Below are 25172 nucleotides of genomic sequence, written 5' to 3'. Positions count from 1 at the left end.
GACTTCGGGTGACCGCGAGGAAATCACCGTGTTCGAAACCGCTGCTAACAGCGGCGTGTTCATCGGTGCAATCCCGACCAGTGCGATCCCGCCGCAGCCGGTGCAGGGCGATTGCCGCCTGTCGGTCGCGCCCGGCGATGCGATTTCGATCGAATGCGTGCGCACCGGCAACGCCAATGTGATCGCCACCGCGCGGGTCGAAATCCTGGCCGATCCCTTCGGCCTGTTCTTCGACAGCGAGGACGGTACGCCGATCGACGGCGTCAGCGTTACCCTGGTTGATGCGCTGACCGGCGCTCCGGCCCGGGTCTTTGCCGATGACGGCGTGACGGCCTGGCCATCGACCGTCGTTTCGGGGGCCAATATCACCGATGGGGCGGGCAACGTCTGGGCGATGCTGCCGGGCGAATACCGCTTTCCACTGGCGCCGCTGGGCCAGTACCGCCTAGTGGTCAACCCGCCCGCACCCTATTCGGCGCCGTCGAAGGCGACGCCGGGCCAGTTGGCGCTGCTGCGCCGTCCGGATGGCCATCCGCTCGAAATCGTCCCGGCCTCGTTCGGGGAAAGCCTGGCGTTGTCCAGCCCCGCACCGGTCCGCGTCGACGTGCCGCTCGACCGACCGGCAGTGGCGGTTGCGCTCAGCAAGTATGTGTCCAAGCCGATCGCCCTGCCGGGTGAGGTGGTGTTCTACACCGTGACCGCGCGCAACATGGATCCTGCCCGGACCAAGCGCGGCGTGACGCTGGTCGACACCCCGTCCGCGCTGCTGCGCCTGCGCAAGGACAGCGTGCGGATCGACGGCGTGGCCAATGCCGGCGCTGTCCAGGTTTCGGCCGATGGCCGCCATTTGACCATTGTGCTGGGCGATCTTGGCCCGAATGCGAGCCGGCAGGTGACCTATGCCATGACCGTGCGCGGCGATGCGCCTGCCGGTCAGGCGCTGAACAAGGCGGTGGTAACCGATTCCCGCGGCCTGTCGAGCGTTGCCAGCGCGGTTCTGAAGATCGGGCAGGACAACCTCGCCGCGCGCATGACGCTGATCGGGCAGATCACCGATGGCGGCTGTGCGGTTGATGGCCAGCACATCGGCGTGCCGGGTGTCCGCGTGGTGCTGGAAGACGGCAGCTTCGCCATCACCGATGCCGATGGCCGCTATCATTTTGACGGCCTGACGCCGGGCACCCATGTGGTCCAGGCGCTGACCAATACGCTGCCCAAGGGTGGCCAGTTCGTTGATTGCGCACGCTCAACCCGCAGCGCCGGCAGCCCCAGTTCGCGCTTCATTGTGGGGCAGGGTGGCACGCTCGCGGTGGCGGACTTTTCCGTGACTTTGCCTTACAAGCAGGCCGTAACCAACCAGGATCAGGCGAAAAAACTGAAGGACGAGGCCGAGGTCACGTCCGACCGCATCTCTGCGGGTGCCGAAACCGACTGGCTGGCCCTGGGCGACGGCCCGACCGACTTCCTGTTCCCCACCGTGGACCACAATCCGCGCGCGCCGGCCGTGCGCGTGGTGATACGCCACAAGCCCGGCCAGAAGGTCGAACTGCTGGCCGACGGCAAGGTGGTCGACAAGATCGCGTTTGACGGGAGCCGCACCGCTGCTGCCGGAACGCATGCGGTCAGCGTCTGGCGCGCGATCCCGATCTTCGGGGAAACCACCCGCCTGACCGCCTCGGTGCGCAATGCCGATGGCACTGTGGCCGCCACGCTGGCTCGCGATGTGCACTTCGTCGACACCCCGGTCCAGGTCGAATGGCTGCCGGCCCAGTCGCGCCTGATCGCCGATGGTAGCACACGCCCGGTGCTGGCGATCCGCGTGCTCGACAGCAAGGGCCGCCCGGTCCACGACGGCATCTCGGGTGAATTCACGCTTGGCGCGCCCTATGAAAGCGCCGAGGCGCAGGACGCCATGCAGTCACGCGCGTTGACGGGCCTCGGGCGCGCCGCGCCGCGCTGGACGGTCAAGGGTGACCAGGGCATCGCGCTGGTCGAACTGGCCCCGACCATGGTTAGCGGCAAGCTGCACATGGAATTCACCTTTGCCCGCGAACAGCAGCGCCGCCGCCAGCAGCTCGATGCCTGGGTGGTTCCGGGCGAGCAGCCCTGGACGCTGGTCGGTCTGGCCGAAGGCTCGGTTGGTGCGCGCAGCGTGGCCGATAACATGGAACGCACCGGCCGCTTCGAAAGCGATCTCGGTCAGCACGCGCGCGTGGCTTTCTATGCCAGGGGCCGGGTGCTGGGCAAATACCTGCTGACCATGGCCTATGACAGCGCCAAGCAGCGCGACGACCAGCGCCTGCTCGGCGAAATCGATCCGCGCGCCTATTACACCGTCTTTGCCGATGGTTCGGAACGCCGCTTTGACGCCGCCAGCCGCGAAAAGCTGTACGTGCGGATCGAAAGCCGCGCCTTCTACGCACTTTACGGCGATTTCGACACCGGCTTCAACCAGACCCAGCTGGCGCGCTACCTGCGCACCGCGACCGGGTTCAAGGGCGAGGTCAATGCAGGCGGCTTCCATGCCCAGGCCTTCGCCGCGAAGATCGCCGCCAGCCACCGCCACGACGAAATCCAGGGCGGCGGGATCAGCGGCCCCTATCGCCTGTCGAGCCGCGCGATCGTGGCCAACAGCGAAACCGTGCAGATCGAAGTGCGCGACCGCTTCCGTTCGGAAGTGGTGGTTGACCGCCGCAGCCTGAGCCGCTTCATCGATTATGACATCGACCTGCTGTCCGGCACCATCACCTTCAAGGAACCGGTGCTGAGCCGCGACGCGGCGCTCAACCCGCAGTTCATCCTCATCGATTACGAAATCGACGAAACCGCGCGGGGCGGGGCGCTCAACGCCGGCCTGCGCGCGGACTATACCACTGCAAATGGCAAGCTGCGCGTCGGCGCCAGCGCGATCACCGATACCGGATCGGGCGGGCCTGATGCTGCCCGCACCAACCTGGCCGCGCTCGACGTCCGTGCCCGGCTGGGCGAGGGGACCGAACTGCGCGCCGAACTGGGCGTGAGCCGCCGCGAGGGCGAGCAGGCCAAGGCCTGGCTGGTCGAGGCCGAGCACCATGACGGCAAGCTTGACCTGCTGGCCTATGCCCGCTCCTCCGATCAGGACTATGGCGTTGGCCAGATGACCGGGGCGGAACGCGGCCGCCGCAAGTATGGCCTCGACGCCCGCCTGCAGGTGACCGAGCCGATCTCGCTGACCGCCAGCACCTGGTACGATGACAGCCTGACCGATGCCTCGCACCGCTTTGCCACGCAGCTGGGTGCGCTCTATCGCACGCCGAAGACCGACGCCCGGCTGGGCGTGGCAATGATGCGCGATCACCTGGCCGATGGCCGCGACGCCAATTCGACCGTGCTCGAAGGTGGGGTGACCCAGCGCCTGGCCAACAACAAGCTGGAACTGGGCGTGACCAGCTCGATCGCGCTGGACAAGGGGGAATCGGTCGATCTGCCCGAACGCCACCGCTTCACCGCGCGCTATACGCTGACCCCGGCCCTGCGCCTGCTGGGCAGCTATGAAATTGCGAAGGGCGAAGCGGTGAACGCCCGCACTGCGCGCGGCGGGTTCGAACTGACCCCGTGGAGCGGCGCGCGCATGGTCGCGACGGCCGGGCAGCAGGACATCACCGAGCTCGGCAAGCGCAGCTTTGCCGCCTACGGCCTGGCCCAGTCGTTCGACGTGACCAAGCACCTGACCATTGATGCCACGCTGGACGGCGCCAAGACGCTCGGCGGGATTGACGCCGCGCGGCTGATCAATGCCCAGCATCCCGCGTCGAGCGGCGGCACGCAGGGCGAAAGCGGCGCGATTGCAGAGGATTTCACCGCCATGACGCTGGGCGCGACCTGGCGTGGCGGGCGCTGGAGCGCCACGGCGCGGGGCGAACTGCGCAATGGCCAGCTGTCCGACCGCAAGGGCGCGACCTTTGGCGCGATCCGCCAGCTGGGCGAAGGCAGCATGGTTGGCACCGGCTTCACCTGGACCCGCGCCACGGGCATCAACGGTGCCAGCAGCGAAGTGTTCGACGGCGCCATCGCCGCCGCGCATCGCCCCGCGAACTCTGCCGTCGCGTTTCTGACCAAGGTCGAATTCCGCAGCGACAGCGTGACCAATGCGGTCTCCGGCGAAGCTGGACCGGCCGGGCGCACCGCGCTGACGGTCGATGGCGATGCCCGCTCGCGCCGCGTGATTGGCGCCATTTCGGCCAACTGGTCGCCGCGCGGCAAGCATGACGGGCAATTCGTGCAGCGCACCGAGTTGGGCCTGTTCGCCGCCGTGCGCCACAACTTCGATGGCTACGAAGGCTTCAACCTGGCCGGAACGACGGTCATCGGCGGCCTCGACGCGCGACTGGGGCTGAGCGAGCATTTCGACCTCGGCGCGGTCGCAACGGTGCGGCACAGCCTGAACGATCACACCACCAGTTTTGCCTTTGGCCCGCAGATCGGGATCAGCCCGGCCAAGGACGTGTTGCTGACCCTGGGCTACAACATCACCGGCTTCCGCGACCGCGACTTCTCCGCCGCGCGCAGCACCGACAAGGGCCTGTTCGCGACCCTGCGGATGAAGGTCGATGCCGATACCTTCGGCTTCCTGGGGCTGGGCCGCTAAGGGCTGGCCATCGGCAGCGCGATAGGCTCTACTCCCCATGATGCCGGAACAACCGGCGCAACAGGGGACTGGATGCCATGAACGATACTACCAATGCGCCCGCCGCAGCCGCGCCGGGGCCTGTCGCCGGATTGGCGATCACTTTCATCGTACTGCTGGTGATCGTCGGCTGGATTGCGCTGGGGCTGCAATTCCTTGCCGATACGTCGCTGTTCGGCGGCTTCCTGCTGCTGTGGTTCTGGGCCAGCTGCGAACAGCTCGACTTCCGCCGCCTGCCGGTGGCAATCGCCGGGGCGCTGGTCGGGATTTTCCTGGCCTGGTTCATCGTCTTCGCCGGCGCGAAATGGGGCGGGGCGGGGCTGGCGACGGGTATTGGCTTGCTGGTGCTGGCGCTTTACCTGGACGTGATCAAGGCCGTGCCGCTGCTCGTCAACGGATCGACCATGCTCTACCTGACCGTTGCCGCCGCGCCGCTGATCCAGCTGCACGTCAACTGGCTGGAACTGGTCCTGTCGACCGTGGTCGGCGGGGTGTTCTTCGGCCTGGTGGTTGAAGGGCTGAAGCGGCTCGCCGCCCGCATGGCCCCAGCCGGCTAGGGCTGGCCCAGCACCGCGGCCCCGTCGAGCGAGCGGATCGGCACACCCAGTTCGCGCAGCAGCGGCAAGCTGCGCGCGATCCGGCCCGATAGCTCGCTCGCCGGGCGCCAGCACAATTGCAGCGCGGCTTCGACCATGGCTTCCATCGGTTCGATGTGATCACGCTCGTCCCAGCCGCCCACTTCCAGCGCGCCTTCACTGGCCACCGCGCCAACCGGGGCAAGGACGTTGACCGCTATGGCCTTGTCGCCCAGTTCGATTGCCCAGCCGGCGGTCAGCCGGTCAAGCGCGGCTTTGCTCATCCCGTAGACGGTCGGATGGTGCGACTGGTTGTATTCGACGATGCGCTGCGCCGGATCCCACGGGGCGACTGGCGGCAGATCTGCCGTGGCACTCGAAATGTTGAGTATCCACCCGGCGCCGGCCGCCTGAAGGTGAGGCAGCGCCTGCTGCATCAATTCGTGCGGCCCGATCAGGTTCATCTCCAGCGCCAGTTGCACGTGCTTTGGCTGCACTTCCCAGATCGGCACGAAGCGCGACCAGGCGGCGTTGTTCACCAGAATGTCGAGCCGGCCAAACGCGGCCACGGTTTCCGGCACGATCCGGGCGCGGTCCTGGGCGTTGGCAAGGTCGCAGGCAATTGTCACAGCTTCGCCGCCCGCCGCACGGATGGCTTCCGCCGTTTCCATCAAGCTGCCCGGCAGCTTGGGGTGCCGGTCCAGCGTGCGAGCAACCAGCGCCACCCGCGCGCCTTCCGCCGCGAACCGCCGTGCGATGGCCGCGCCGATCCCCCGGCTCGCGCCGGTCACGATCGCCACCTTGCCGTCAAGCTGCCCCGTGCTCATCCGATATTCTCCCGCTCTTGCATGGCGGACAGACCTGCTGGATCGGCAGCCTGCTGCCAAGTGGGCCAGCAGCGATTGAGTCCGGTTTTGCGAAGGGCCTAGAACGCAAGCGCGCGTGCGGTGGCGCGGGGAGGTTCATCTTCGCCTGTCGGGTCGCAGCGGACCAGCCATGTCGCGCGGGAAAGCGGGGCCTGCGCTCCGGAATCCTGGTTGCCAAGCGAAACAAGACCCGATTGCGACAGCGAGGCGCGGACAAAGGTGGTGCGCTGGCCCGCATCCGGCAGGGGCGCCGCCAGCGGCAGCGTCAGCCAGTCCAGTACGGCGTTAAGCGGACGGCCTTGCAGCAGCCCCAGCAAGGGGACCAGGAACAGGCGCGCCGTGACCATCGCCGAGGTTGGATTGCCCGGCAAGCCAAGCACCCAGCGCCCTGCTGCCTGGCCGAGCCAGACCGGCTTGCCGGGCTTGATCGCCACTTTCGCAAACAGCAGTTCGAGGCCGCGGTGCGCAAACATTGCCTTGGCGTGATCGCGTTCGCCCACCGATGCGCCGCCGGTCACCACCACCACGTCGGCCGCAGCCAGGGCATGGTCGGCAAGCTCGTGCAAGGCGGCCAGATCGTCAGCGCCGCTGAGCCGCGCAGTGATGTCCCCGCCAGATTGCCCGGCCAGCGCGGCCACGCCGAACGAGACCGATTCGGGGATCTTCAACGGGTTGGCGCGTGCCAGGCCGGGGGCAATCAGCTCATCGCCAGTGGCAATGATCGCCACCCTTGGCCGCTGATGTACCAGCGCATCGGCCCGGTCGGCACCGGCCAAGGCCACGATCGAGCGGGGACACAAATGCGTGCCCCGCTCCAGCACCAGATCGCCTTCGGCAAAATCACTGGCCGCCTGGCGCACGTGCCAGCCGGGGCCGAATTCGGCGGTGATGACCATGTCCGCCGCATCGGCAGTGCAGTTTTCCTGCATCACGACCCGGTCCGCCCCGGCAGGCAGCGCCGCGCCGGTGAATATCCTTACGCATTCCCCCGGCTCGATAGGCGGTGGCGGACTTCCTCCCGCAAAGCTGGCGCCAACCACGCGCAGTCGCGCGCCGAGTGCCGCATCTGCGTTGCGCAGCGCATAGCCATCCATCGCCGAAACAGCATGGCGCGGCGCCGAAACCGCCGCGTGGACGGGTTCCGCCAGAACGCGGCCAGGCAGCGCGTTCAGCGGCACCCGCTCGGTTCCCAGCGGCGCAACGCGATCATCCAGCAGGCCTATCGCCGCATCGAACCCGATCATGCGCAGACATCGCGCAGGCGGGGGAGGGCTCCGGCAATCGAACAGGGCTTGTGGCGGCTGTCGAATTCCAGTTCGAGCAACCCGTCCCAGGCATCGCGGCAGGCCCCGGTCGACCCGGGCACGCAGAAGATGAAGGCATCGCCCGCCTGCCCGGCAAATGCGCGCGACTGCATCGATGCGACGCCGACCGATTGCAGGCTCTTCTGGTGGAAGGCAACCGAAAACCCGTCCATCTCGCGCCGCAGCAGGGGACGGACGGCTTCAGGCGTATTGTCGCGCGGGGAAAAGCCGGTGCCGCCGGTGGTCAGGATGATCTCGATCTGCGGGCGTTGCAGCCAGAGTTGCAATTGCCCCCGGATTGCCGCGATGTCATCGGTGACGATGGCGCGGTCGTGCAGCGCATGTCCGGCCGCAAGCAGCCGATCGGCCAGCAAGGCGCCGGACGTGTCGGTGGCGAAGCTGCGCGTATCGGAAATGGTCAGTACGGCCATACCAAGCGGGTGGAACGGCAGGGCGGGGTCAATGCCAGGCAAGCGCTATCCTCCGATCGAGGCGAGGTGAGGGGTGCCGCCGCTATGCCCCTCGTGGAGGCGGTGAGCGGGAGCCTTGGTCCGAACCAGCGCCGCGATCCGGGCGAGAAGCGCGGCGTGCTGGTCATCGTCCTGCAGCAGCGGGCGCAGGTCGATCCCGGCATCGCCGAACAGGCACAGGTGCAGCTTGCCCCGCGCCGACACCCGCAGGCGGTTGCAGCTGGCGCAGAAATCGCGCGAATAGGGCGCGATGATCCCGATCCGCCCGCGCCCACCGGGGGCGGCATAGTCCACTGCGGGACCTGCCCCGGCCGCGCACGGCAGGCGCTGCCAGCCGGCTTGCTCCAGACGCTCGGCAATCTGCGCCCCCGCCAGGTGATGGCGGGCAAAGAAGGCCGGGTTGTCGTTGGTGCGCATCACTTCGATGAACCGCAGAGTCAGGTCCCGCTCGGTCACGAAGGCGGCGAAACGCTCCAACTCGTCATCGTTGATCCCGCGCATCAGCACGCTGTTGAGCTTGATCTGGCCGATCCCGGCTTCGCGGGCGGCGGCGATTCCGTCCAACACCTCGTGCAGCCGGTCATGCCCGGTGATCGCCGCGAAGCGCGCGGGTTCGAGCGAATCGACACTGACATTCAACGCCGTGATCCCGCAGGCGGCATATTCCGCCGCCCGCTCGGCCAGGCGGTAGCCGTTGGTGGTCATCGCCAGGGTGCGGATTCCCGGCACGTCAGCCACGACGCGGGCAATCTCGGGCAGCTCGCGGCGCAGGCTCGGCTCGCCGCCGGTCAGGCGCACCTTCCACAGTCCGAAGCTGGCAAAGGCACCGATCAGCCGGCGGATTTCCGGCACGGTCAGGTTGGCGGGCAGACCGGCCTGCTTGCGATAGCCGTCAGGCAGGCAATAGCTGCATCGAAAGTTGCAGACATCGGTCAGCGACAGCCGCAGGTATTCGAAGCGGCGGCCGTGGCCATCGGTAAGCGGCTCGATCATTCTATTGCACCATTGCCCCGTCCGCGCTGCCTAGCGCGACCCCGCTGACCCCGGCCTGCCCGGCCAGGACCGCGATGTATTGCGCCGCCGCCCGGCGATAGCTCGCTTCTTCGAGATAGTTGGCTATCGCCTCCCGTACCGCCTCGAACGGCAGCTGGCGTCCATCCACGCGCCGACCCGATCGGATGACATGGACACCGAACCGGGTCTTGACCGGTTGGGGGCAGAGGGTGTGCTCCGCCAAGCCGAACAGCGCCGTCTCGAACGGCTTGACCATCATCCCCGGGCCGACCTGCCCCAGGTTGCCGCCCTGCTCGCGCGAGGGGCAGGCAGAGCGGCTGCGGGCGAGGTCGGCAAAGCGCTCGGGTTCAGCCTGAAGCTGGCGGATCAGCGTGCGAGCATCGCCGGTGGCAAGGCCCATGGCGAAGGTATCGTCAGGATCGGCGGCGATCAGGATGTGCGCGGCCTCGACCAGCGTGGGCGAAGCGAAGCGCTCGCGGTGGCGCTCGTAGTAACGCCGGCAGGCGGCCTCATCGGCGCTGGGGGTGCGTACTTCGCGATCCAGCAAGGCGTCGATGCGGGCATCTTCGCCGGTCAGAGCTCGGCCTTCTGCATCGCGGCACTCGTCGGAGGCGATGCCCAGGCGTTCGGCTTCGGCCAGCAGCAATTGCCGCACCGCCAGCGCCCTGGCGGCGGCCTGCCATGCCGCTCCGGCGTCGGGGGCCGGGTGGTGCTGAGCCTCGGCGGCGATGGCGGCGGCCGGGATTTCCTGGCCGCCGACGATGACGGGTTCGACAGTCATGCCGCCAGCTTTCGCGAACGGACCACCTGGTAACCGGGCCGCCAGATATAGCGCACCGGGGCAGACAACATGTGCACCAGACGGGTGAAGGGGAACAGCAAGAGGATGGTCAGGCCGAGCAGCAGGTGCAGCTTGAACACCAGCGCGACATCGCGGATCAACTCGGCCGAGCCGGCACGGAAAGTGAATATCCCCTGCGCCCATTCCATGAACTTGACCATTTCATGGCCATCGAGGTGCTGGGCCGAAACCGGGATAGTCCCCAGGCCCAATGCCAGTTGCATCCACAGCAGCAGGATCACCAGGTTGTCGCTGAAACTGGAGGCGGCGCGCACGCGCGGATCGCCGAACCGGCGGTGGATCAGCATGGTCGCGCCGATGATCGCCATGACGCCGGCCAGGCCGCCCGCTACCATCGCCAGCAATTGCTTGGCACCGTGGGGCACGCCCAGCGCATCCCAGATCGCGATCGGCGTGAGCAGGCCGACCACGTGGCCCGCGAAGATCATCAGCACCCCGGCATGGAACAGCACCGAACCGACGATCAACTGCTTGCGGCGGAGCAACTGGCTGGACCCGGCGCGCCAGGAATAAGGCTCGCGATCATACCGGATCACCGAGCCGACCGCGAGGACGGCCAGCGCGATGTAGGGATAGATCCCGAACAGCAGGTGGTGGATGAAATCAGCCATGGGGGATGCTCCTGACGGGGGCGGAGGCGTGCATGCGGGCGACCAGCGCGGCGGCCTGGGGGCAGGCTTCGCCAGCGACGGGCGGGGTGGGCGCGTCGAAGCGGACCTGTTCTTCCGCCCAGGCGGCATCGAGCGCGGCCAGGTCTTCCGGATCGTCCGGCGGGGCGATCTCGAATGTCTCGCCGCCGGCCCCGGCCAGATCGGCCAGGATCCGCAGCGGCGCGGCATAGGGGGTCTGCTTTTCCTCGAGGCGCTCGGCGAGGGCCGAGAAGATTACGCCCGGTTGGGCAAGTTCCCCGAGTACCCGCTTCGAGGATAAAGTGGACAGGTACTCGAGGAACAGCGGGAGATAGTCGGGCAATTCGTTGGCGCTGATTTCCAGCCCCTGCGCCTCGTAGCGGCTGCGCAGGTCGACCATCGCCTGGCCCCGGTCGCGGCTTTCGCCGTGAACATGTTCGAACAGGTGGAGCGAGAAGGCGCGGCCCCGGTCGAACAGCGCGACATAGCGTTCCTGCAGGTCAAGCAGGTCGCCCGTGGCCAGATCGTCGATCAGCCCTTGCAGGCTGGCGCGCTGCGACGGGGCCAGCGCACCCTCGGCGGCCAGGGCGGGGGCGAAGGTGCCCGCAGCCTGCTGCACCGCCTCGTCGGGATAGCGCAGCAGGGCGGACAGGACTCGCAAGGTCAGGCGCATCAGAACACCTCCGTCGGGGTTTGCAGCTTCTTGCGGGCCGGGGCGCCGAACAGGTTCGGCTCGCTGGTTCCGCCCGAACAGCCATTGCCGAAGGAGAAGCCGCAGCCGCCCTTTTCGGCATACATGTCTTCCACATCCTCGCGGTGGCCAGTCGGAATGACGAAACGGTCCTCGTAATTGGCGATGGCCATGATCTGGTACATCTCCTCGATCTGCGCGCCGGTCAGGCCGACTTCGCGGGCGATGTCCTCGATCACGGTGCCCTGGACGGTGCGGGCGCGCATGTAGGCGCGCATCGCCAGCATCCGTTCCAGCGCATCGACCACCGGGGCTTCCTTGCCGGCCGTCAGCAGGTTGGCGAGATACTTCACCGGAATCCGCAGCGAGCGGACATCGGGCATCCCGTTGTGTGCGGAAATCTTGCCCGCGCTGGCCGCCGCGTTGATCGGCGAGAGCGGCGGCACGTACCAGACCATCGGCAGGGTGCGGTATTCGGGGTGCAGCGGGAAGGCGACCTTCCATTCCATCGCCATCTTCCACACCGGCGAATGCCGTGCGGCCTCCAGCCAGGCTTCGGGCACGCCATCCTTGCGGGCCTGCGCAATCACTTCGGGATCGTTCGGATCAAGGAAGATGTCGAGCTGCGCCTGGTAGAGATCCTCGACATGTTCGGCGCTGGCCGCTTCCTCGATCCGGTCGGCATCATAGAGCATGACGCCAAGATAGCGGATGCGGCCGACGCAGGTTTCCGAACAGACCGTGGGCTCGCCCGCTTCGATCCGGGGATAGCAGAAGATGCACTTCTCGCTCTTGCCGGTCTTCCAGTTGAAATAGATCTTCTTGTAGGGGCAGCCAGAGACGCACATCCGCCAGCCGCGGCACTTTTCCTGGTCGATCAGGACGATCCCGTCCTCTTCCCGCTTGTAGATCGAACCCGATGGGCAGGCCGCGACGCAGGTCGGGTTGAGGCAGTGCTCGCACAGCCTGGGCAGGTACATCATGAAGGTGTTTTCGAACTGGCCGTAGATTTCCTTCTGGACCCCTTCGAAGTTGTAATCCGCCGACCGCTTGGCAAATTCGCCGCCCAGGATTTCCTCCCAGTTCGGGCCGCCCTCGATCTTTTCCATGCGCTGGCCGGTAATCAGGCTGCGCGGGCGGGCGGTGGGAAAGGCCTTGCTTTCCCCGGCCGATTGCAGGTGACCGTAATCGAAAGTGAACGGCTCGTAGTAGTCGTCGATTTCGGGCAAGTCGGGATTGGCGAAGATCTTGGCGAGCAAGCGCCACTTGCCGCCCATGCGCGGGCGGATCGATCCCGCCGGGGTGCGTTCCCAGCCGCCGTGCCAGCGCTCCTGGTTCTCCCAGTCCTTGGGATAACCGACACCGGGCTTGCTTTCGACGTTGTTGAACCAGGCGTATTCCATCCCTTCGCGGCTGGTCCACACGTTCTTGCAGGTAACCGAGCAGGTGTGGCAGCCAATGCACTTGTCGAGGTTCAGGACCTTGCCGATCTGCGCGCGGACTTTCATGCTGCGTTCTCCCCGGCGGCCAGCTCTCCTTCGAGCCAGTCGACCTTGCTGAGCTTGCGGACGATCACGAATTCATCGCGGTTCGATCCGACCGTGCCGTAGTAGTTGAAGCCATAGGCCTGCTGGACGTAGCCGCCGATCATGTGGGTCGGCTTCAGGATCGCGCGGGTGACCGAATTGTGGATCCCGCCGCGCTGCCCGGTCAGCGGGGAACCGGGCATGTTCACGTGCTTTTCCTGGGCGTGATACATGAACAGGGTGCCTTCCTTCATCCGCTGCGACACGACCACGCGGGCCACCAGCGCACCGTTGGAATTGAAGGTTTCGACCCAGTCGTTGTCGACCAGGCCTGCCTTGGCGGCGTCCACCTCGCTCATCCAGACGATGGGGCCACCGCGCGACAGGGTCAGCATCAGCTGGTTGTCGGTATAGGTGGAATGGATCCCCCACTTCTGGTGCGGGGTGATGAAGTTGAGCACCACGTGCGGCTGGCCCGCTGCCTCGTTCAGCATCGGCGTTACCGCCTTGGTGTCGATGGGCGGGCGATAGACGCACAGCGCCTCGCCAAAGGCGCGCATCCACTTGTGGTCCTGGTAAAGCTGCTGGCGGCCAGTCAGAGTGCGCCACGGGATCAGCTCGTGCACATTGGTGTAGCCGGCGTTGTAGCAGACGTGTTCGCTTTCCAGCCCGGACCAGGTCGGCGAGGAGATGATCTTGCGCGGCTGCGCCTGGATGTCGCGGAAGCGAATCTTCTCGTCTTCCTTGGGCAGGGCCAGGTGAGTGTGATCGCGCCCGGTAAAGCGCGACAGCGCGTCCCACGCCTTGACCGCCACTTCGCCGTTGGTTTCCGGCGCCAGCATCAGCAGCACTTCAGCGGCGTCGATCGCGGTTTCGATCTTCGCCATGCCCGTGGTCGGACCATCGCCGCCGTGAGTGCCGTTGAGCTTGCGAAGGTTGTCGACCTCGTGGCCCGTGTTCCAGGTGATGCCCTTGCCGCCGTTGCCAAGCTTGTCCATCAGCGGGCCAAGCGCGGTGAAGCGGTTGTAAAGGTTCGGGTAATCCCGTTCGACCAGCGCAACATTGGCCATGGTCTTGCCGGGGATCGGCTCGACCTGGCCCTGGCCCCAGTCGGCCACGTCGAATGGCTGGGCGATTTCGCCCGGGCTGTCGTGCTGGATCGGCTGGAGCACCAGGTCATGCTCGACGCCGAGCACTTCGCCGGCCACTTCGGAAAAGGTCCGGGCAATCCCCTTGTAGATGTCCCAGTCGCTTTTCGATTCCCACACCGGGTCCACCGCCGCCGACAGGGGGTGGATGAAGGGGTGCATGTCGGAGGTGTTGAGATCGTCCTTTTCGTACCAGCTGGCCGTGGGCAGGACGATGTCGGAATAGACGCAGGTGGTGGACATGCGGAAGTCCAGCGTGACCAGCAGGTCCAGCTTGCCCTGCGGCGCTTCATCATGCCACTTCACTTCCCTGGGCTTCTGCCCGCCGCTTGCGCCCAGGTCCTTGCCCTGTACGCCGTGGGCCGTGCCCAGCAGGTGCTTGAGGAAGTATTCGTGCCCCTTGCCGGATGAGCCCAGCAGGTTCGAGCGCCAGACGAACATGTTGCGCGGCCAGTTGGCCTCGTCATCGGGATCGAGGCAGGACAGCTCAAGCTCGCCCGCCTTCAGCGCCTGCGCGACATAGTCCTTCGGCTCCATCCCGGATGCCTTGGCCGCCTTGCCGACGTCGAGCGGGTTGGTCTTGAGCTGGGGCGCCGATGGCAGCCAGCCCATCCGTTCGGCCCGGGCGTTGTAGTCGATCAGGCTGGCGTCCCAATCGCCCTTGGGCGCGGTGGGCGAAAGGATCTCGCCCACGCCCAGCGTCTCGTAGCGCCACTGGTCGGTGTGGGCGTAGAAGAAGCTGGTCGAATTCATCTGCCGGGGCGGACGGTTCCAGTCGAGTGCGAAGGCCAGCGGCAGCCAGCCGGTCTGCGGGCGCAGCTTTTCCTGCCCGACATAGTGCGCCCAGCCGCCGCCCGACTGGCCGACGCAGCCGCACATCACCAGGAGGTTGATGATCCCCCGGTAATTCATGTCCATGTGATACCAGTGGTTGAGGCCCGCCCCCAGGATCACCATCGACTTGCCGTTGGTCGCTTCGGCATTGGCGGCAAATTCGCGCGCTGCGGTGATGATCGCATCGGCGGGAACGCCGGTGATCTTTTCGCCCCAGGCCGGGGTGTAGGGCGAGGCATCGGCATAGTCGCGCGCGACGTGTTCGCCGCCCAGACCCCGGTCGAGGCCGTAGTTGGCGCAGAGCAGGTCGAATACCGTGGCGACGAAGGCCCGGCCGTCCTTCAGCTCCAGCTCGCGCACCGGCACGCGCTTCAGGAGCACTTCGGGGTGGTCGGTCCCTTCGAAATAGTCATGCTCGCGCCCGCCGAAATAGGGGAAGGCCACCTCGACCACCTCGTCGTGGTCCTTGTCGAGGATCGCGGTCATGCGCAGCTTCACCGCCTCGCCCCGGCCATCCCGTTCCTCAAGGTTCCACTTGCCCTGTTCGCCCCAGCGGAACCCCGCCGAACCGGACGGGGCCACAACCTCGTCGCGCTCCTCGTCGATCGCGACGCACTTCCAGTCGGGATTGTTCGCTTCACCCAGGTCGCCCGCAAAGTCGCTGGCGCGCAGCAGGCGTTCGGGCACCAGCTTGCCGTCCTGTTCGACCAGGCGGACCAGCATCGGCATGTCGGAATAGCGCCGGCAGTAGTCCTCGAAATAGGGCACCTGCCGGTCGAGATGAAACTCGCGCAGGATCACGTGGCCCATCGCCAGCGCCAGCGCGGCATCGGTGCCCTGCTTGGGGTTAAGCCACAGGTCGGCGAACTTGGTCGCTTCGGCATAGTCGGGCGAAACCACCGCGACCTTGGCGCCGCGGTAGCGCGCCTCGGTCATGAAGTGGGCGTCGGGGGTGCGGGTCTGCGGCACGTTCGAGCCCCACAGCATCAGGAAGCCGGCGTTGTACCAGTCCGCGCTTTCGGGAACGTCGGTCTGCTCGCCCCAGGTCATCGGGCTGGCCGGCGGCAGATCGCAGTACCAGTCGTAGAAGCTCATGCAGGTCCCGCCGAGCAGCGAGAGATAGCGCGAGCCTGCCGCATAGCTGACCATCGACATGGCCGGGATCGGGGAGAAGCCGATCACCCGGTCCGGTCCCCAGCGCTTGGCGGTATAGGCGTTGGCGGCAGCGATGATCTCGTTGACCTCGTCCCAGGTCGAGCGGACGAAGCCGCCATGCCCGCGGATCGCGGTATAGCTCTTGCGCTTGGCCGGATCGGCCTGGATCGACGCCCAGGCGGCCACCGGGGGCAGGTTCTTTCTCGCCTCGCGCCACAGCTTGACCAGGCGTTTGCGGATCAGCGGGTACTTCAGCCGCTGGGCCGAATAGATGTACCAGCTGTAGCTCGCCCCGCGCGGGCAGCCGCGCGGCTCGTGGTTGGGCAGTTCCGGGCGGGTGCGCGGATAGTCGGTCTGCTGGGTTTCCCAGGTGATGATCCCGCCCTTGACGTAGATCTTCCAGCTGCACGATCCGGTGCAATTGACCCCGTGGGTGCTGCGCACGATCTTGTCGTGCTGCCAGCGCTTGCGATAGCCGTCTTCCCAGTCGCGGGCTTCGCAGGTGGTCACGCCGTGGCCATCCGAGAATTGCTCCTTCTTCTGGCGGAAAAAGTTCAGGCGGTCGAGCAGGTGGCTCATGCGGAAGCTCCTTGGGCGAGGGGGGTAGTGGGGGCGGCCTGGCCGCGTTCGGCGGCGTGCAGCATGCCGCCCGGGCGGGCATAGACCCACCAGGTCAGGGCGGCGCAGCTGACGTAGAAGGCCAGGAAGCCGAACAGCGCGGGCAGGGCCGATCCGCTCAGCGTGATCGAGGTGCCGAACGCCTTGGGGATGTAGAAGGCTCCGTAAGCCGCGATGGCCGAGGTGAAGCCGACAATCGCGCCCGCCTCCTTTTCGGCCTGGCGGGTGGCGTCGGCGGCGGCCAGTTCCGGCATCAGGCGGGGCACTTCGCGGCGCATGATGTTCGGGATCATCTGGAAAGTGGAGGCATTGCCCACACCGGTGACCAGGAACATGAAGACGAACATGGTCAGGAAGCCGGCAAAGTCCTTGGCCTGGAGGAAGTGGACCACGCCCAGCACGCCCAGGATCATCGCCACGAACACCCAGAAGGTCACCCGCGCGCCGCCCCAACGATCGGCCACCCAGCCGGTTGCCGCGCGGCTGATCGCGCCGACCAGTGGGGCGATCCAGACGTATTTCAGCACTTCGACTTCGGGGAATTCCTTCTTGGCCAGCAGCGGCAGGCTGGCCGAAAAGCCGATGAACGAGCCGAACGTGCCGGTGTAGAGCCAGCACATCAGCCAGTTGTGCTTGCGCTGGAAGATCACCGCCTGTTCGGCAAAGCTGGCCTTGGCATCGGCAATGTCGTTCATCCCGAACCAGGCCAGCAGGCTGGCGGCCATGATGAACGGCACCCAGATGAAGCCCGCGTTCTGCAGCCACAGGTGCGCGCCGGTCTTGGCCAGCTGGGCATCGCCGCCGATCGCGCCGAACACCCCGCTGGTGATCACCACCGGCACGGCAAACTGCATCACTGACACGCCCAGGTTTCCCAGCCCCCCGTTCAGCGCCAGGGCATTGCCCTTGCGCGCCTTGGGAAAGAAGAACCCGATGTTCGACATCGACGAGGCAAAGTTGCCGCCGCCCAGGCCGCACAGCAGCGCCAGGATCAGGAAGATGAAGTAGGGGGTATCCGGGTTCTGCACTGCATATCCGATCCCGAAGGCCGGGATCAGCAGCGAAGCGGTGGACAGCGTGGTCCACAGCCGGCCGCCGAAGATCGGGACCATGAAGCTGTAGAAGATCCGCAGCGTCGCGCCCGACAGGCCGGGCAGGGCGGCCAGCCAGAACAGCTGGTCCGTGGTATAGTCGAAGCCGATGAGGGGCAGCTTGGCGACCACCACGGACCAGACCATCCACACTGCGAACGCCAGCAGCAGTGCGGGAATGGAGATGTAGAGGTTGCGGTTGGCGATGCGCTGGCCGGTCGCTTCCCAGAATTCGGCATCCTCGGGCCGCCAGTCGGTCAGCACCTTGGCCGGCTGTACCTGTGCGGCGTGGCGCGCGGCATCGTGCAAACCGGCCATTTCGGGGAATTGCGGCAGCGAACGGGTGTCGATCCCGGCAGCCTTCTGTTCCATCTGGCGGATCGCCAGGTGCATCCAGGTCAGCGCCACGGCAACCAGCGCGAACAGCACGGCAAAGCAGCTGGTCCAGATCCCGGTCAGATCGCTGACCGCGCCGAACACGATCGGCAGGACGAACCCGCCCAGCCCGCCGACCAGGCCGACCAGGCCGCCGACCGAGCCGACATGGTCGGGGTAATAGACCGGGATGTGCTTGTAGACCGCCGCCTTGCCCAGCGACATGAAGAAGCCCAGCACGAAGACGGTGATGACGAAGGGCACCAGGCTCATCGACGTGGCGAAGTGGATGTCGCCCTTGATCCCGTGGATGACATAGTCGGTCGACGGGTAGGACAGCATGAACAGGCACAGCAGCGACACGCCGAAAGTGGCGTACATGATCCGCCGCGCGCCGTAGCGATCAGCCAGGATCCCGCCATAGGCGCGAAACACCGAGGCCGAGAGGCTGAAGGTCGCGGCCAGCATTCCGGCCGCCTTCACATCGACGCCGTAGACCCCGATCAGGTACTTCGGCAGCCACAGCGCCAGCGCGACGAAAGCCCCGAAAACGAAGAAATAGTAGAGCGAGAACCGCCAGACCTGTTCGTTGCGCAGCGGTTCAAGCTGCTCGCGCAGCCCCCGCGGCGCCTCGCCGCTGAACTTGCGGGCGGCAAGGTCGGGATCGTCCTTGGCCAGCACGAAGAACAGCACCGCGGTAACCGCCAGCACGCCGGCCCAGATCTGCGCCACGGCCTGCCAGCCCAGCGCCACCATCACGAACGGCGCGGCGAACTTGGTCACCGCGGCGCCAACGTTGCCCATGCCGAAGAAGCCCAGCGCCGCGCCCTGGCGGTGCTGCGGGTACCACTTGGAAACATAGGCCACGCCCACGGCGAAGCCGCCGCCCGCCAGACCCAGGCCCAGCGCGGCGAGCAGCATCAGGCCATAGCTGTCGGCATGGCTGAGCAGCACGGTCGAGACAGCCGAGGCCAGCATGGTCAGCGGAAAGACGATCCGCCCGCCGTACTGGTCAGCCCAGACCCCCAGGAACAGCCGCACCAGCGATCCGGTCAGGATCGGAGTGCCCACCAGCAGGCCGAACTGGGTGTCGTTCAGCCCCAGCTCCGCCTTGATCTCGATACCGATGATCGCGAAAATCGTCCAGACGGCAAAGCACATCGTGAACGCGAAGGTGCTGAGCCCAAGCGCCCGGTGCTGCTCGGCAGAACTGATTGTTGCGTGCTGTGGCATGACATGACCCCCGTCCATCTGGGTGTGATGCTGCACGGCATGGCGTATCGCCCGGCCTTCAACTTGATCAGTATCAAATTTCCAAGCTGCGTGGCGCCTATCTCGATTTCGCCTGATCTAGGCCGATTCAGGAGCAAATCCAGATCAAGCAGGGGATTGATGCACATCAAGTGAGAGGCTAGACGGGGTGCATAACAGAAGCAGAGGTCAAGGCGTGCGTCCCGGCGAAAAACCCGAAATTGCGAACTTGCCCCTGTTCCGGGAAATGCAGGAAACCCAGCGCGAGCGGATCTTTTCCGGATCGTTCCTGCAGGTTTTCCCGCCGCAGCTGACCCTGTTCGAACTGGGGCAGCATCCCGATTTCCTGCACGTGCTGATCGATGGTCTGGTCGAACTCTATGCCCACAGCGCCGGGCGCGACACGACCATGCGGATCGTCGAACCGGTCACCAGTTTCATCCTCGCGGCGGTGGTCACCGACCAGCCCTACCTGATGTCCGCGCGCACCATTGCTCCGTCGCGCATCTTGCTGGTCCCGGCGGCGCTGGTGCGTGAAGTGGTCAAGGACGACCTGGCGCTGATGCAGGCGACCATGCGCGAACTGGCCCATGCCTACCGTGACATGGTGCGGGCACTGACCGACATGAAGCTGCGCCAATCGGCCGAGCGGCTGGGCAACCTGATCCTGCGGCAGGATCACCGCCAGGGCGGGCGAGGGCAGGTGACGTTGAAAGCGGAAAAGCGCCTGCTTGCTTCGCTGCTGGGGATGACGCCGGAAAACCTCTCGCGCGCGTTTGCTGTGCTGGGCCAGCACGGCATCACCGTGACCGGAGCCAGCGTGGCGATCACCGATCGCGCCGCGCTGGAAAAGTTCGTCCGCCCCGATCCGGTGCGCGACGACCTGGTCTGATCAGAACTTCGCTTCGACCTGGAACCACAGCTTGGTCGTGTCCGTGGCGAAGGCATCGGCTTCATAGCGCGCCGCCTTGGCGGTCAGTGCCAGGTGCTTGCCCAGCGGATAGCTGACCAAGGCATTCCATTCCCGGCCATAGGCGATCCCGCCCCGTGTCGATCCGAAATCGTGCCACGCCGCCCGCAGCGTCAGCCCCGCGAGCGTTCCCTTGCCGGGCACCTTGTAGGCAGCGTCGACATAGACATCGCGCAGGCCGTTGGCCGGCGTGGTCAGGAACTTGTCGGCCCAGCCGTTGAAGGCATGCAGCGTGGCCAGCGGCGTCTGCAGCGCCACCGTGCCATTGCCTTCCAGCCGCTCGTAACCGGCCTTTAAGCTGACCGCGCCCAGCTTCACCCCCGGTTCGAACAGCCAGTAATCCAGCGCGAACCGGCGCGGGTTGGCACCGTGATCATGCTGGCGAGCATACTCGGCGGCATAGAGCACCGACTTGCCCTTGCCGACCGGCAGCTCGCCAGCCATCCGCACGCCCAGGGTCCGCGAGCTTGAGGCCGGTGCTGAGGGAATATCCAGCCACAAGCCATAGCCTGAGATCGTGCCGACGTTCTTGATTGCATATGCGGCGCGGGCCGCATGAATACCCGTGTCGCGCCAGATGCCCTGGGGCGAATCCGGGCCGAATACCCGGTTGACCCGCCAGGCATGGAGGTAGTCCAGGCTGGCACCCTTGAGCGGCTTGACCGCCACTTTGACCGCGTCCAGCGTCTGGTCGTTCTGCCGCCAGCCGACCGAGCCGATCCAGCGCTGGTTATCGACATTGACCGCCTGCCGCCCGCCGGTCAGTTCCAACTCCGGGGCCGACCGCCAGCGCAGCCACGCCTGGTTGAGCAACACGTCCGATGGATCGGCCACGACCGGATAGGCCAGCTTGCCGTTGACGCTGTCGTTATAGCTGGTCTTGCCCAGCACGGCGATCGCCTCGCCTTCGACCAGGCCGCTCAGCCCGTGCCATTCGCCGGTCTTGACCCCGGCGCGCAGGCGCAGCGTCGATGCCGTCGCATCTTCGGGCAGGCCCGCCTGGTCAACCAGTTCAAGGCGATAGCGAATGTCCGCGTATGGCGTTACCTTTGGCTCGGCAGCATAAGCCGGCGCGCTGACCAGCAGAACGGCAAGGTACAGGGCGGGGCGATGAATGGATTGATACATGTTGGTCATATTTGCCGAAATTGCGATATTGTAATTGATATTCGTCAACGATAAGCCGGTCTCACACCGGGCAAGGAACCGGACATGAGCCTTGATCTCTTCACCCTGTCGCGCGTGCTGCATGTCATCGCCATCGTTGGCTGGATCGGCGGGGTATGGTTCGTCACGCTGGTCGTGATGCCGGCCATCACCCGGGCGGAAGCTCCTGCGGGTCGCCTCGCCGCCTTTCACCGGATCGAACAGGGCTTTGCCCCGCAGGCGAAGTTCTGGGTGCTGCTGGCCGGTGCCAGCGGGCTGTGGATGACCCACCAGGCCGCCTTGTGGAGCCGGTTCGCCGATCCACACTACTGGTGGATGCACGCCATGCTGGCGCTGTGGTCTGTGTTCGCGGTGATGCTGTTCGTGGCCGAACCGCTGTTCCTGCACCGCCGCATGGCCGCATCGCCGACACCCGCGGCCGACTTTGACCGCATGGTGCTGGGGCACCGGGTGCTGTCTGCGCTGGCCCTGGTGACCGTTGCTGGCGCCATGGCCGGCGCGCACGGACTGATCTGAGCGGATGACCTATCCCGGCGCCATCCTGTTCACCGCCCCGCACCGGCTGGCCTTCCTGGTCGGCAGCCTTGGCCTTGCCGCCATGTCGCTGTGGTGGCCGGCGCGGCTTGGGGCGCTGTACCTGGGTTGGCCAGGTCCAGACGACGCCAGCCTGCCGGCGCAATTGCTGCATGCACCGGTCCTGCTGCTGCAGGTCTATCCCGCCTTCATCTTCGGTTTCCTGCTGACGGTGTTTCCCCGCTGGATGGGATTGGCCGACCTTACCCCCCGGCAGCATGGTCCTGCCGCGACCGGGCTGGCCCTGGGGCTATCCCTGACCTGTGCCGGACTGTGGGCAGGGGCGGACGATGTGGTTCGAGCAGGCTTTGCGGTCTTCGCGGTCGCTTGGTTACTGGGCCTTGCGGTTCTGGCCGGGGTAGTCCGGGCCAACCGCCGGGCAGCCCGTCCAGCTTGCCTGCACGCGCTCTCCGCGCTTGCGGCACTCGCGCTGGGGTTGGCTTCGCTCGCCCTCGTCTTGGCCTTCTTCATCAGCGGAGATCCTCGCCAGCTGCGCTGGGGCAACGTACTGGGCCTGCATGGCTTCCTGATCCCGGTGTTCCTGACCGTGGCCCACCGGATGATCCCGTTCTTCGCCGGAAACGTGGTCGAACACTACCGGCGCTGGCGCCCGGATTGGTTGCTAGGAGCGCTTTGGGCACTCCTCGCGCTCCGCATCGTTGGGGAATTGGCCGTGCAGCCGGTCATTGCTGGCAGCGCGGCGGCGGGCCTTGCGGCCTGCACCGCGGTGATGGCCTGGCAATGGTGGCCGCGCGGTCCTGTACCGGGATTGCTGCGCGTGCTGTTTTGGGGCTTTGCCTGGGCCCCGCTGGGCTTTGCCCTGGGCGCGCTTGCGGCGTTCGGGTTGCCACTGGGGCTTGCCCCCACCCATGCTCTGGCCCTGGGATTTGCCGCCAGCTTGCTCGTGGCAATGGTAACGCGGGTCACCCTCGGCCATTCCGGACGGCCTCTGGCCATGGTCCCCATCGCCTGGCTGGCCTTCGCCGGCGTGCAACTGGCAGCAGTGCTGCGCATCGTCGCTGCGCTGGAAGGCGATCCGGCCATGCTGCTGGTCACGGCCGCGCTACTGCTCGTCGGCGGGTGGTTGCCATGGCTGACCCGCAATACGTTGATCTACCTGCGGCCAAGGCTTGATGGGAAGCCGGGCTGAACCGGCGGCGCGGGAAATGGCGGACAGGGTGGGATTCGAACCCACGGTGAGCTTGCACCCACGGCGGTTTTCAAGACCGCTGCCTTAAACCACTCGGCCACCTGTCCGTTTGAGCGCGGCTAGCGTCCTGCTGGGCGATTGTCACGCGGTTTGGCGTTTGCAAACGCGAAGCGCTGTGCGAAACAGGGGCATGTCGCTGTTTCGCAAGATCAAACTGGCCGTTCCCATGGGTCTGGCCGTGGCCCTGCTGTTTCCGCCCGCCGTGCCGGTGGCCGCGCAGGAGCAGGGGCAAGACACCAGCCGTCTGGGCTTTGACAGCTACATGCAGTTGCTTGCCGCCCGAGCGCGCGGCGAAGGGGTGAGCGAGGCGACCATTGCGCGCATGACCAACGGGTTGACCCCGAACCCGCGCGTGGTCGATCTTGACCGGGCGCAGCCGGGCGCCAATCCCAATGTCGCGCCCAGTTTCGCGGGCTATTTCCGCAGCCACGTCGACGGCGTGCGCATTTCCGGGGGCCGGACGATGCTGGCCCAGGTCAGCGGGCTCGTCCCGCAGGTCGAACGGGACTACGGCGTTCCGGCCAAGGTCTTGCTCGCGATCTGGGGCCATGAAACCAACTATGGCCGCTACAAGGGCGATTTCGACCTGGCCCGATCCCTGGCGACGCTGGCTTGGGAAGGGCGGCGGCGCGAATTGTTCGCGGACGAATTCATCGCGCTGCTCAAGATGGTCGATCGCGGCGTCCCGCGCGAACGGCTTTATGGCAGTTGGGCGGGCGCTTTCGGCAATCCGCAGTTCCTGCCCAGCGTCTATCTGCGCCTCGCCCGCGATGGCGACGGGGATGGCGATGCCGACATCTGGCAGGACCGCGCCGATACGCTGGCGTCGATCGCCAACTATTTCCGCGATGCCGGTTGGCGGCCGGGCGAGCCGTGGGGCACCCGCGCGCTGGTTCCGGCTGGATTTAATGCCAGCCCGGTAGTGACCCGGCTCGAAGCGCCGAGTTGTCCGCGCGTCCATGCCCGCCAATCGACCTGGAAAACCGTGGCGGAATGGCGCGCGCTGGGAGTGCAGCCCATGGGCTATCTGCCCGAAGGCACCATGGCCACGCTGATCGAACCGGACGGACGCGGCACGGGCGGATTCCTGTTAACCGGGAATTACAAGGTTATCCTGCAATACAACTGCTCGAACTACTACGCTCTGTCCGTGGGGTTATTAGCAGATGAGATTGCCCGTTAACCGAACCTTGCCGCTCGCGGCGCTTGTCCTCCTGGCTGCCTGCGGCGGATCTGGTGGAGCTGTCGAGGATATTCCCGCCGCGCCGAATGGCCCCGCCGGGGACTATCCGATGGTGCTGGGCCCGGTCTACAGCGTCGGCGGGGTGTCCTATACCCCGGCCGATGTGCTGAATTACGACGCGGTCGGGATCGCGGCGGTCAGCGGGGAAGGTGGGCCCGCAATTACAATCGCACACCACACCCTGCCGCTGCCCAGCTATGTCGAAGTGACCGCGCTCGATACCGGCCGAACAATCCTGGCCCGGGTCGAGCGGCGCGGACCGATGACCGGCAATCAGCTACTTCAGCTTTCCCCGGGCGCGGCCGCACAGCTGGGGCTTACGACCCAGCCCCAGGCCGAAGTGCGCGTGCGCCGGGTCAATCCGCCCGAGCCCGAGCGGTCCCTGCTGCGCATGGGCCAGCAGGCTCCGGCGCGGATGGACACGCCCAAGGCGCTGCTCGAAGTGCTGCGCCGCAAGCTCAGCCAGCAAAACGGCGAACTGACCCGTCCGGAAGCTCCGCCCCCGCCGGTCGGGGCACTGCCCGGCGGCCCCAAGTTGCCGCCGGTTCGCCCCGAACCGCAGGCCGCGCCGAGCCCCGCGCCCAAACCCGCGCCCGCGCCCGTCCCCAAACCGGCACCGACGCCAAAGCCCGCACCGGCGCCAAAGCCGGCTCCGACGCCCGCGCCTGTCGCCGCACCCGCTGCCACGCCGCGCGGCGCGCTGATCGTGCAGGTCGGGGCCTTTTCGAACAAGGCCCGCGCCGAAGCCGTGGCCAGCCGCACCGGAGCAACCATCGCCGAGGGCGGCGGGATCTGGCGCGTGCGCATGGGACCGTTCCGCACGCAGGCGGAGGCCCAGGCGGCTCTGGCGAAGGCCCGGGCAGCAGGGTATAGCGAGGCACGAATCCAGCGCGGCAAGTAGGGTCCTGAGGCCCCTCCGGCCGGTGCGCCGGAA

General features: G+C 66.6%; 18 protein-coding genes and 1 tRNA gene. 7 read left to right on the top strand and 12 right to left on the bottom strand.

Translation table 11 applies throughout. The features are described 5' to 3' along the window. Nucleotides 1-394 precede the first annotated feature (394 nt). Nucleotides 395-4627, top strand: a complete 4233-nt coding sequence (locus ACE3N9_RS02865; RefSeq protein ID WP_374280857.1) for a hypothetical protein — start codon at nt 395-397, stop codon at nt 4625-4627. A gap of 77 nt (nt 4628-4704) precedes the next feature. Further along, on the top strand, nt 4705-5223 hold the full coding sequence (locus ACE3N9_RS02860) for a hypothetical protein (RefSeq protein WP_374280669.1): 519 nt from the start codon (nt 4705-4707) through the stop codon (nt 5221-5223). On the opposite strand, the gene ACE3N9_RS02855 is transcribed toward ACE3N9_RS02860, so the two are convergent. The 10 genes from ACE3N9_RS02855 to ACE3N9_RS02810 all read right to left on the bottom strand — a co-directional run bounded on the left by ACE3N9_RS02855 (nt 5220) and on the right by ACE3N9_RS02810 (nt 19057). Beyond that, entirely contained in the window at nt 5220-6068 is an 849-nt protein-coding gene (locus tag ACE3N9_RS02855) for an SDR family NAD(P)-dependent oxidoreductase (protein ID WP_374280667.1), read from the bottom strand. The genes ACE3N9_RS02860 and ACE3N9_RS02855 overlap by 4 nt on opposite strands. A 98-nt stretch (nt 6069-6166) precedes the next feature. Beyond that, entirely contained in the window at nt 6167-7351 is a 1185-nt protein-coding gene (locus ACE3N9_RS02850) for a molybdopterin molybdotransferase MoeA (RefSeq protein WP_374280665.1), read from the bottom strand. Then, on the bottom strand, nt 7348-7842 hold the full coding sequence (locus ACE3N9_RS02845) for a molybdenum cofactor synthesis domain-containing protein (protein WP_374280663.1): 495 nt from the start codon (nt 7840-7842) through the stop codon (nt 7348-7350). The genes ACE3N9_RS02850 and ACE3N9_RS02845 overlap by 4 nt, the downstream gene beginning before the upstream one ends. Before the next feature lie 45 nt (nt 7843-7887). Continuing rightward, a complete protein-coding gene (gene moaA, locus ACE3N9_RS02840) occupies nt 7888-8874 on the bottom strand; it encodes a GTP 3',8-cyclase MoaA (protein ID WP_374280661.1) in 987 nt (328 codons plus the stop codon). Between the two features lies 1 nt (nt 8875). Further along, on the bottom strand, nt 8876-9676 hold the full coding sequence (locus tag ACE3N9_RS02835) for a peptidylprolyl isomerase (protein ID WP_374280660.1): 801 nt from the start codon (nt 9674-9676) through the stop codon (nt 8876-8878). Beyond that, nucleotides 9673-10368 carry a respiratory nitrate reductase subunit gamma gene (gene narI / locus ACE3N9_RS02830; RefSeq protein ID WP_374280658.1) on the bottom strand — a complete coding sequence of 232 codons (696 nt, stop codon included), beginning with the start codon at nt 10366-10368 and terminating at the stop codon, nt 9673-9675. The genes ACE3N9_RS02835 and narI overlap by 4 nt, the downstream gene beginning before the upstream one ends. Next, the gene (narJ, locus tag ACE3N9_RS02825) at nt 10361-11059 is read right to left on the bottom strand and encodes a nitrate reductase molybdenum cofactor assembly chaperone (RefSeq protein WP_374280656.1); all 699 of its coding nucleotides are present in this window, start codon (nt 11057-11059) and stop codon (nt 10361-10363) included. The genes narI and narJ overlap by 8 nt, the downstream gene beginning before the upstream one ends. After that, the gene (gene narH, locus ACE3N9_RS02820; RefSeq protein WP_374280654.1) at nt 11059-12585 is read right to left on the bottom strand and encodes a nitrate reductase subunit beta; all 1527 of its coding nucleotides are present in this window, start codon (nt 12583-12585) and stop codon (nt 11059-11061) included. The genes narJ and narH overlap by 1 nt, the downstream gene beginning before the upstream one ends. Continuing rightward, nucleotides 12582-16319: a nitrate reductase subunit alpha gene (locus tag ACE3N9_RS02815; RefSeq protein ID WP_374280652.1), complete on the bottom strand. Its 3738-nt coding sequence runs from the start codon at nt 16317-16319 to the stop codon at nt 12582-12584. The genes narH and ACE3N9_RS02815 overlap by 4 nt, the downstream gene beginning before the upstream one ends. Continuing rightward, nucleotides 16316-19057, bottom strand: a complete 2742-nt coding sequence (locus ACE3N9_RS02810; RefSeq protein WP_374280650.1) for a nitrate/nitrite transporter — start codon at nt 19055-19057, stop codon at nt 16316-16318. Before ACE3N9_RS02810 ends, ACE3N9_RS02815 begins: the two co-directional genes overlap by 4 nt. A 187-nt stretch (nt 19058-19244) precedes the next feature. Between ACE3N9_RS02810 and ACE3N9_RS02805 the strand changes: the two genes are divergently transcribed. Beyond that, nucleotides 19245-19967, top strand: coding sequence for a helix-turn-helix domain-containing protein (locus ACE3N9_RS02805; protein ID WP_374280648.1), 723 nt, complete (start codon nt 19245-19247; stop codon nt 19965-19967). On the opposite strand, the gene ACE3N9_RS02800 is transcribed toward ACE3N9_RS02805, so the two are convergent. Next, nucleotides 19968-21173 (bottom strand): porin, encoded by a 1206-nt coding sequence (locus ACE3N9_RS02800; RefSeq protein WP_374280646.1) that lies wholly within the window; start codon nt 21171-21173, stop codon nt 19968-19970. Nucleotides 21174-21257: 84 nt separating this feature from the next. On the opposite strand from ACE3N9_RS02800, the gene ACE3N9_RS02795 reads away from it, so the two are divergent. Beyond that, a complete protein-coding gene (locus tag ACE3N9_RS02795; RefSeq protein ID WP_374280644.1) occupies nt 21258-21728 on the top strand; it encodes a hypothetical protein in 471 nt (156 codons plus the stop codon). A 4-nt stretch (nt 21729-21732) separates the two neighbouring features. Then, on the top strand, nt 21733-22935 hold the full coding sequence (locus tag ACE3N9_RS02790) for an NnrS family protein (protein WP_374280642.1): 1203 nt from the start codon (nt 21733-21735) through the stop codon (nt 22933-22935). 17 nt (nt 22936-22952) lie between these two features. Here ACE3N9_RS02790 and ACE3N9_RS02785 read toward each other — a convergent pair. After that, nucleotides 22953-23042, bottom strand: a tRNA-Ser gene (locus ACE3N9_RS02785). Between the two features lie 83 nt (nt 23043-23125). Between ACE3N9_RS02785 and ACE3N9_RS02780 the strand changes: the two genes are divergently transcribed. After that, entirely contained in the window at nt 23126-24178 is a 1053-nt protein-coding gene (locus ACE3N9_RS02780; protein WP_374280640.1) for a lytic transglycosylase domain-containing protein, read from the top strand. Nucleotides 24179-24287: 109 nt separating this feature from the next. Further along, the gene (locus ACE3N9_RS02775; RefSeq protein ID WP_374280638.1) at nt 24288-25139 is read left to right on the top strand and encodes a septal ring lytic transglycosylase RlpA family protein; all 852 of its coding nucleotides are present in this window, start codon (nt 24288-24290) and stop codon (nt 25137-25139) included. The last annotated feature ends 33 nt before the right edge of the window (nt 25140-25172 follow it).

The sequence above is a fragment of the Novosphingobium sp. genome (assembly GCF_041905565.1).
Taxonomy (GTDB): domain Bacteria; phylum Pseudomonadota; class Alphaproteobacteria; order Sphingomonadales; family Sphingomonadaceae; genus Novosphingobium.
This window is presented reverse-complemented; position numbering and strand designations above follow the sequence as displayed.

Bases quoted from the DNA above. Each gene is read 5' to 3' on its own strand.
- ACE3N9_RS02865 (WP_374280857.1), top strand. From the start codon at position 395: ATGCTGCCGGGCGAATACCGCTTTCCACTGGCGCCGCTGGGCCAGTAC.
- ACE3N9_RS02860 (WP_374280669.1), top strand. From the start codon at position 4,705: ATGAACGATACTACCAATGCGCCCGCCGCAGCCGCGCCGGGGCCTGTC.
- ACE3N9_RS02855 (WP_374280667.1), bottom strand. From the start codon at position 6,068: ATGAGCACGGGGCAGCTTGACGGCAAGGTGGCGATCGTGACCGGCGCG.
- ACE3N9_RS02850 (WP_374280665.1), bottom strand. From the start codon at position 7,351: ATGATCGGGTTCGATGCGGCGATAGGCCTGCTGGATGATCGCGTTGCG.
- ACE3N9_RS02845 (WP_374280663.1), bottom strand. From the start codon at position 7,842: ATGGCCGTACTGACCATTTCCGATACGCGCAGCTTCGCCACCGACACG.
- moaA (WP_374280661.1), bottom strand. From the start codon at position 8,874: ATGATCGAGCCGCTTACCGATGGCCACGGCCGCCGCTTCGAATACCTG.
- ACE3N9_RS02835 (WP_374280660.1), bottom strand. From the start codon at position 9,676: ATGACTGTCGAACCCGTCATCGTCGGCGGCCAGGAAATCCCGGCCGCC.
- narI (WP_374280658.1), bottom strand. From the start codon at position 10,368: ATGGCTGATTTCATCCACCACCTGCTGTTCGGGATCTATCCCTACATC.
- narJ (WP_374280656.1), bottom strand. From the start codon at position 11,059: ATGCGCCTGACCTTGCGAGTCCTGTCCGCCCTGCTGCGCTATCCCGAC.
- narH (WP_374280654.1), bottom strand. From the start codon at position 12,585: ATGAAAGTCCGCGCGCAGATCGGCAAGGTCCTGAACCTCGACAAGTGC.
- ACE3N9_RS02815 (WP_374280652.1), bottom strand. From the start codon at position 16,319: ATGAGCCACCTGCTCGACCGCCTGAACTTTTTCCGCCAGAAGAAGGAG.
- ACE3N9_RS02810 (WP_374280650.1), bottom strand. From the start codon at position 19,057: ATGCCACAGCACGCAACAATCAGTTCTGCCGAGCAGCACCGGGCGCTT.
- ACE3N9_RS02800 (WP_374280646.1), bottom strand. From the start codon at position 21,173: ATGTATCAATCCATTCATCGCCCCGCCCTGTACCTTGCCGTTCTGCTG.
- ACE3N9_RS02795 (WP_374280644.1), top strand. From the start codon at position 21,258: ATGAGCCTTGATCTCTTCACCCTGTCGCGCGTGCTGCATGTCATCGCC.
- ACE3N9_RS02790 (WP_374280642.1), top strand. From the start codon at position 21,733: ATGACCTATCCCGGCGCCATCCTGTTCACCGCCCCGCACCGGCTGGCC.
- ACE3N9_RS02780 (WP_374280640.1), top strand. From the start codon at position 23,126: ATGTCGCTGTTTCGCAAGATCAAACTGGCCGTTCCCATGGGTCTGGCC.
- ACE3N9_RS02775 (WP_374280638.1), top strand. From the start codon at position 24,288: ATGGTGCTGGGCCCGGTCTACAGCGTCGGCGGGGTGTCCTATACCCCG.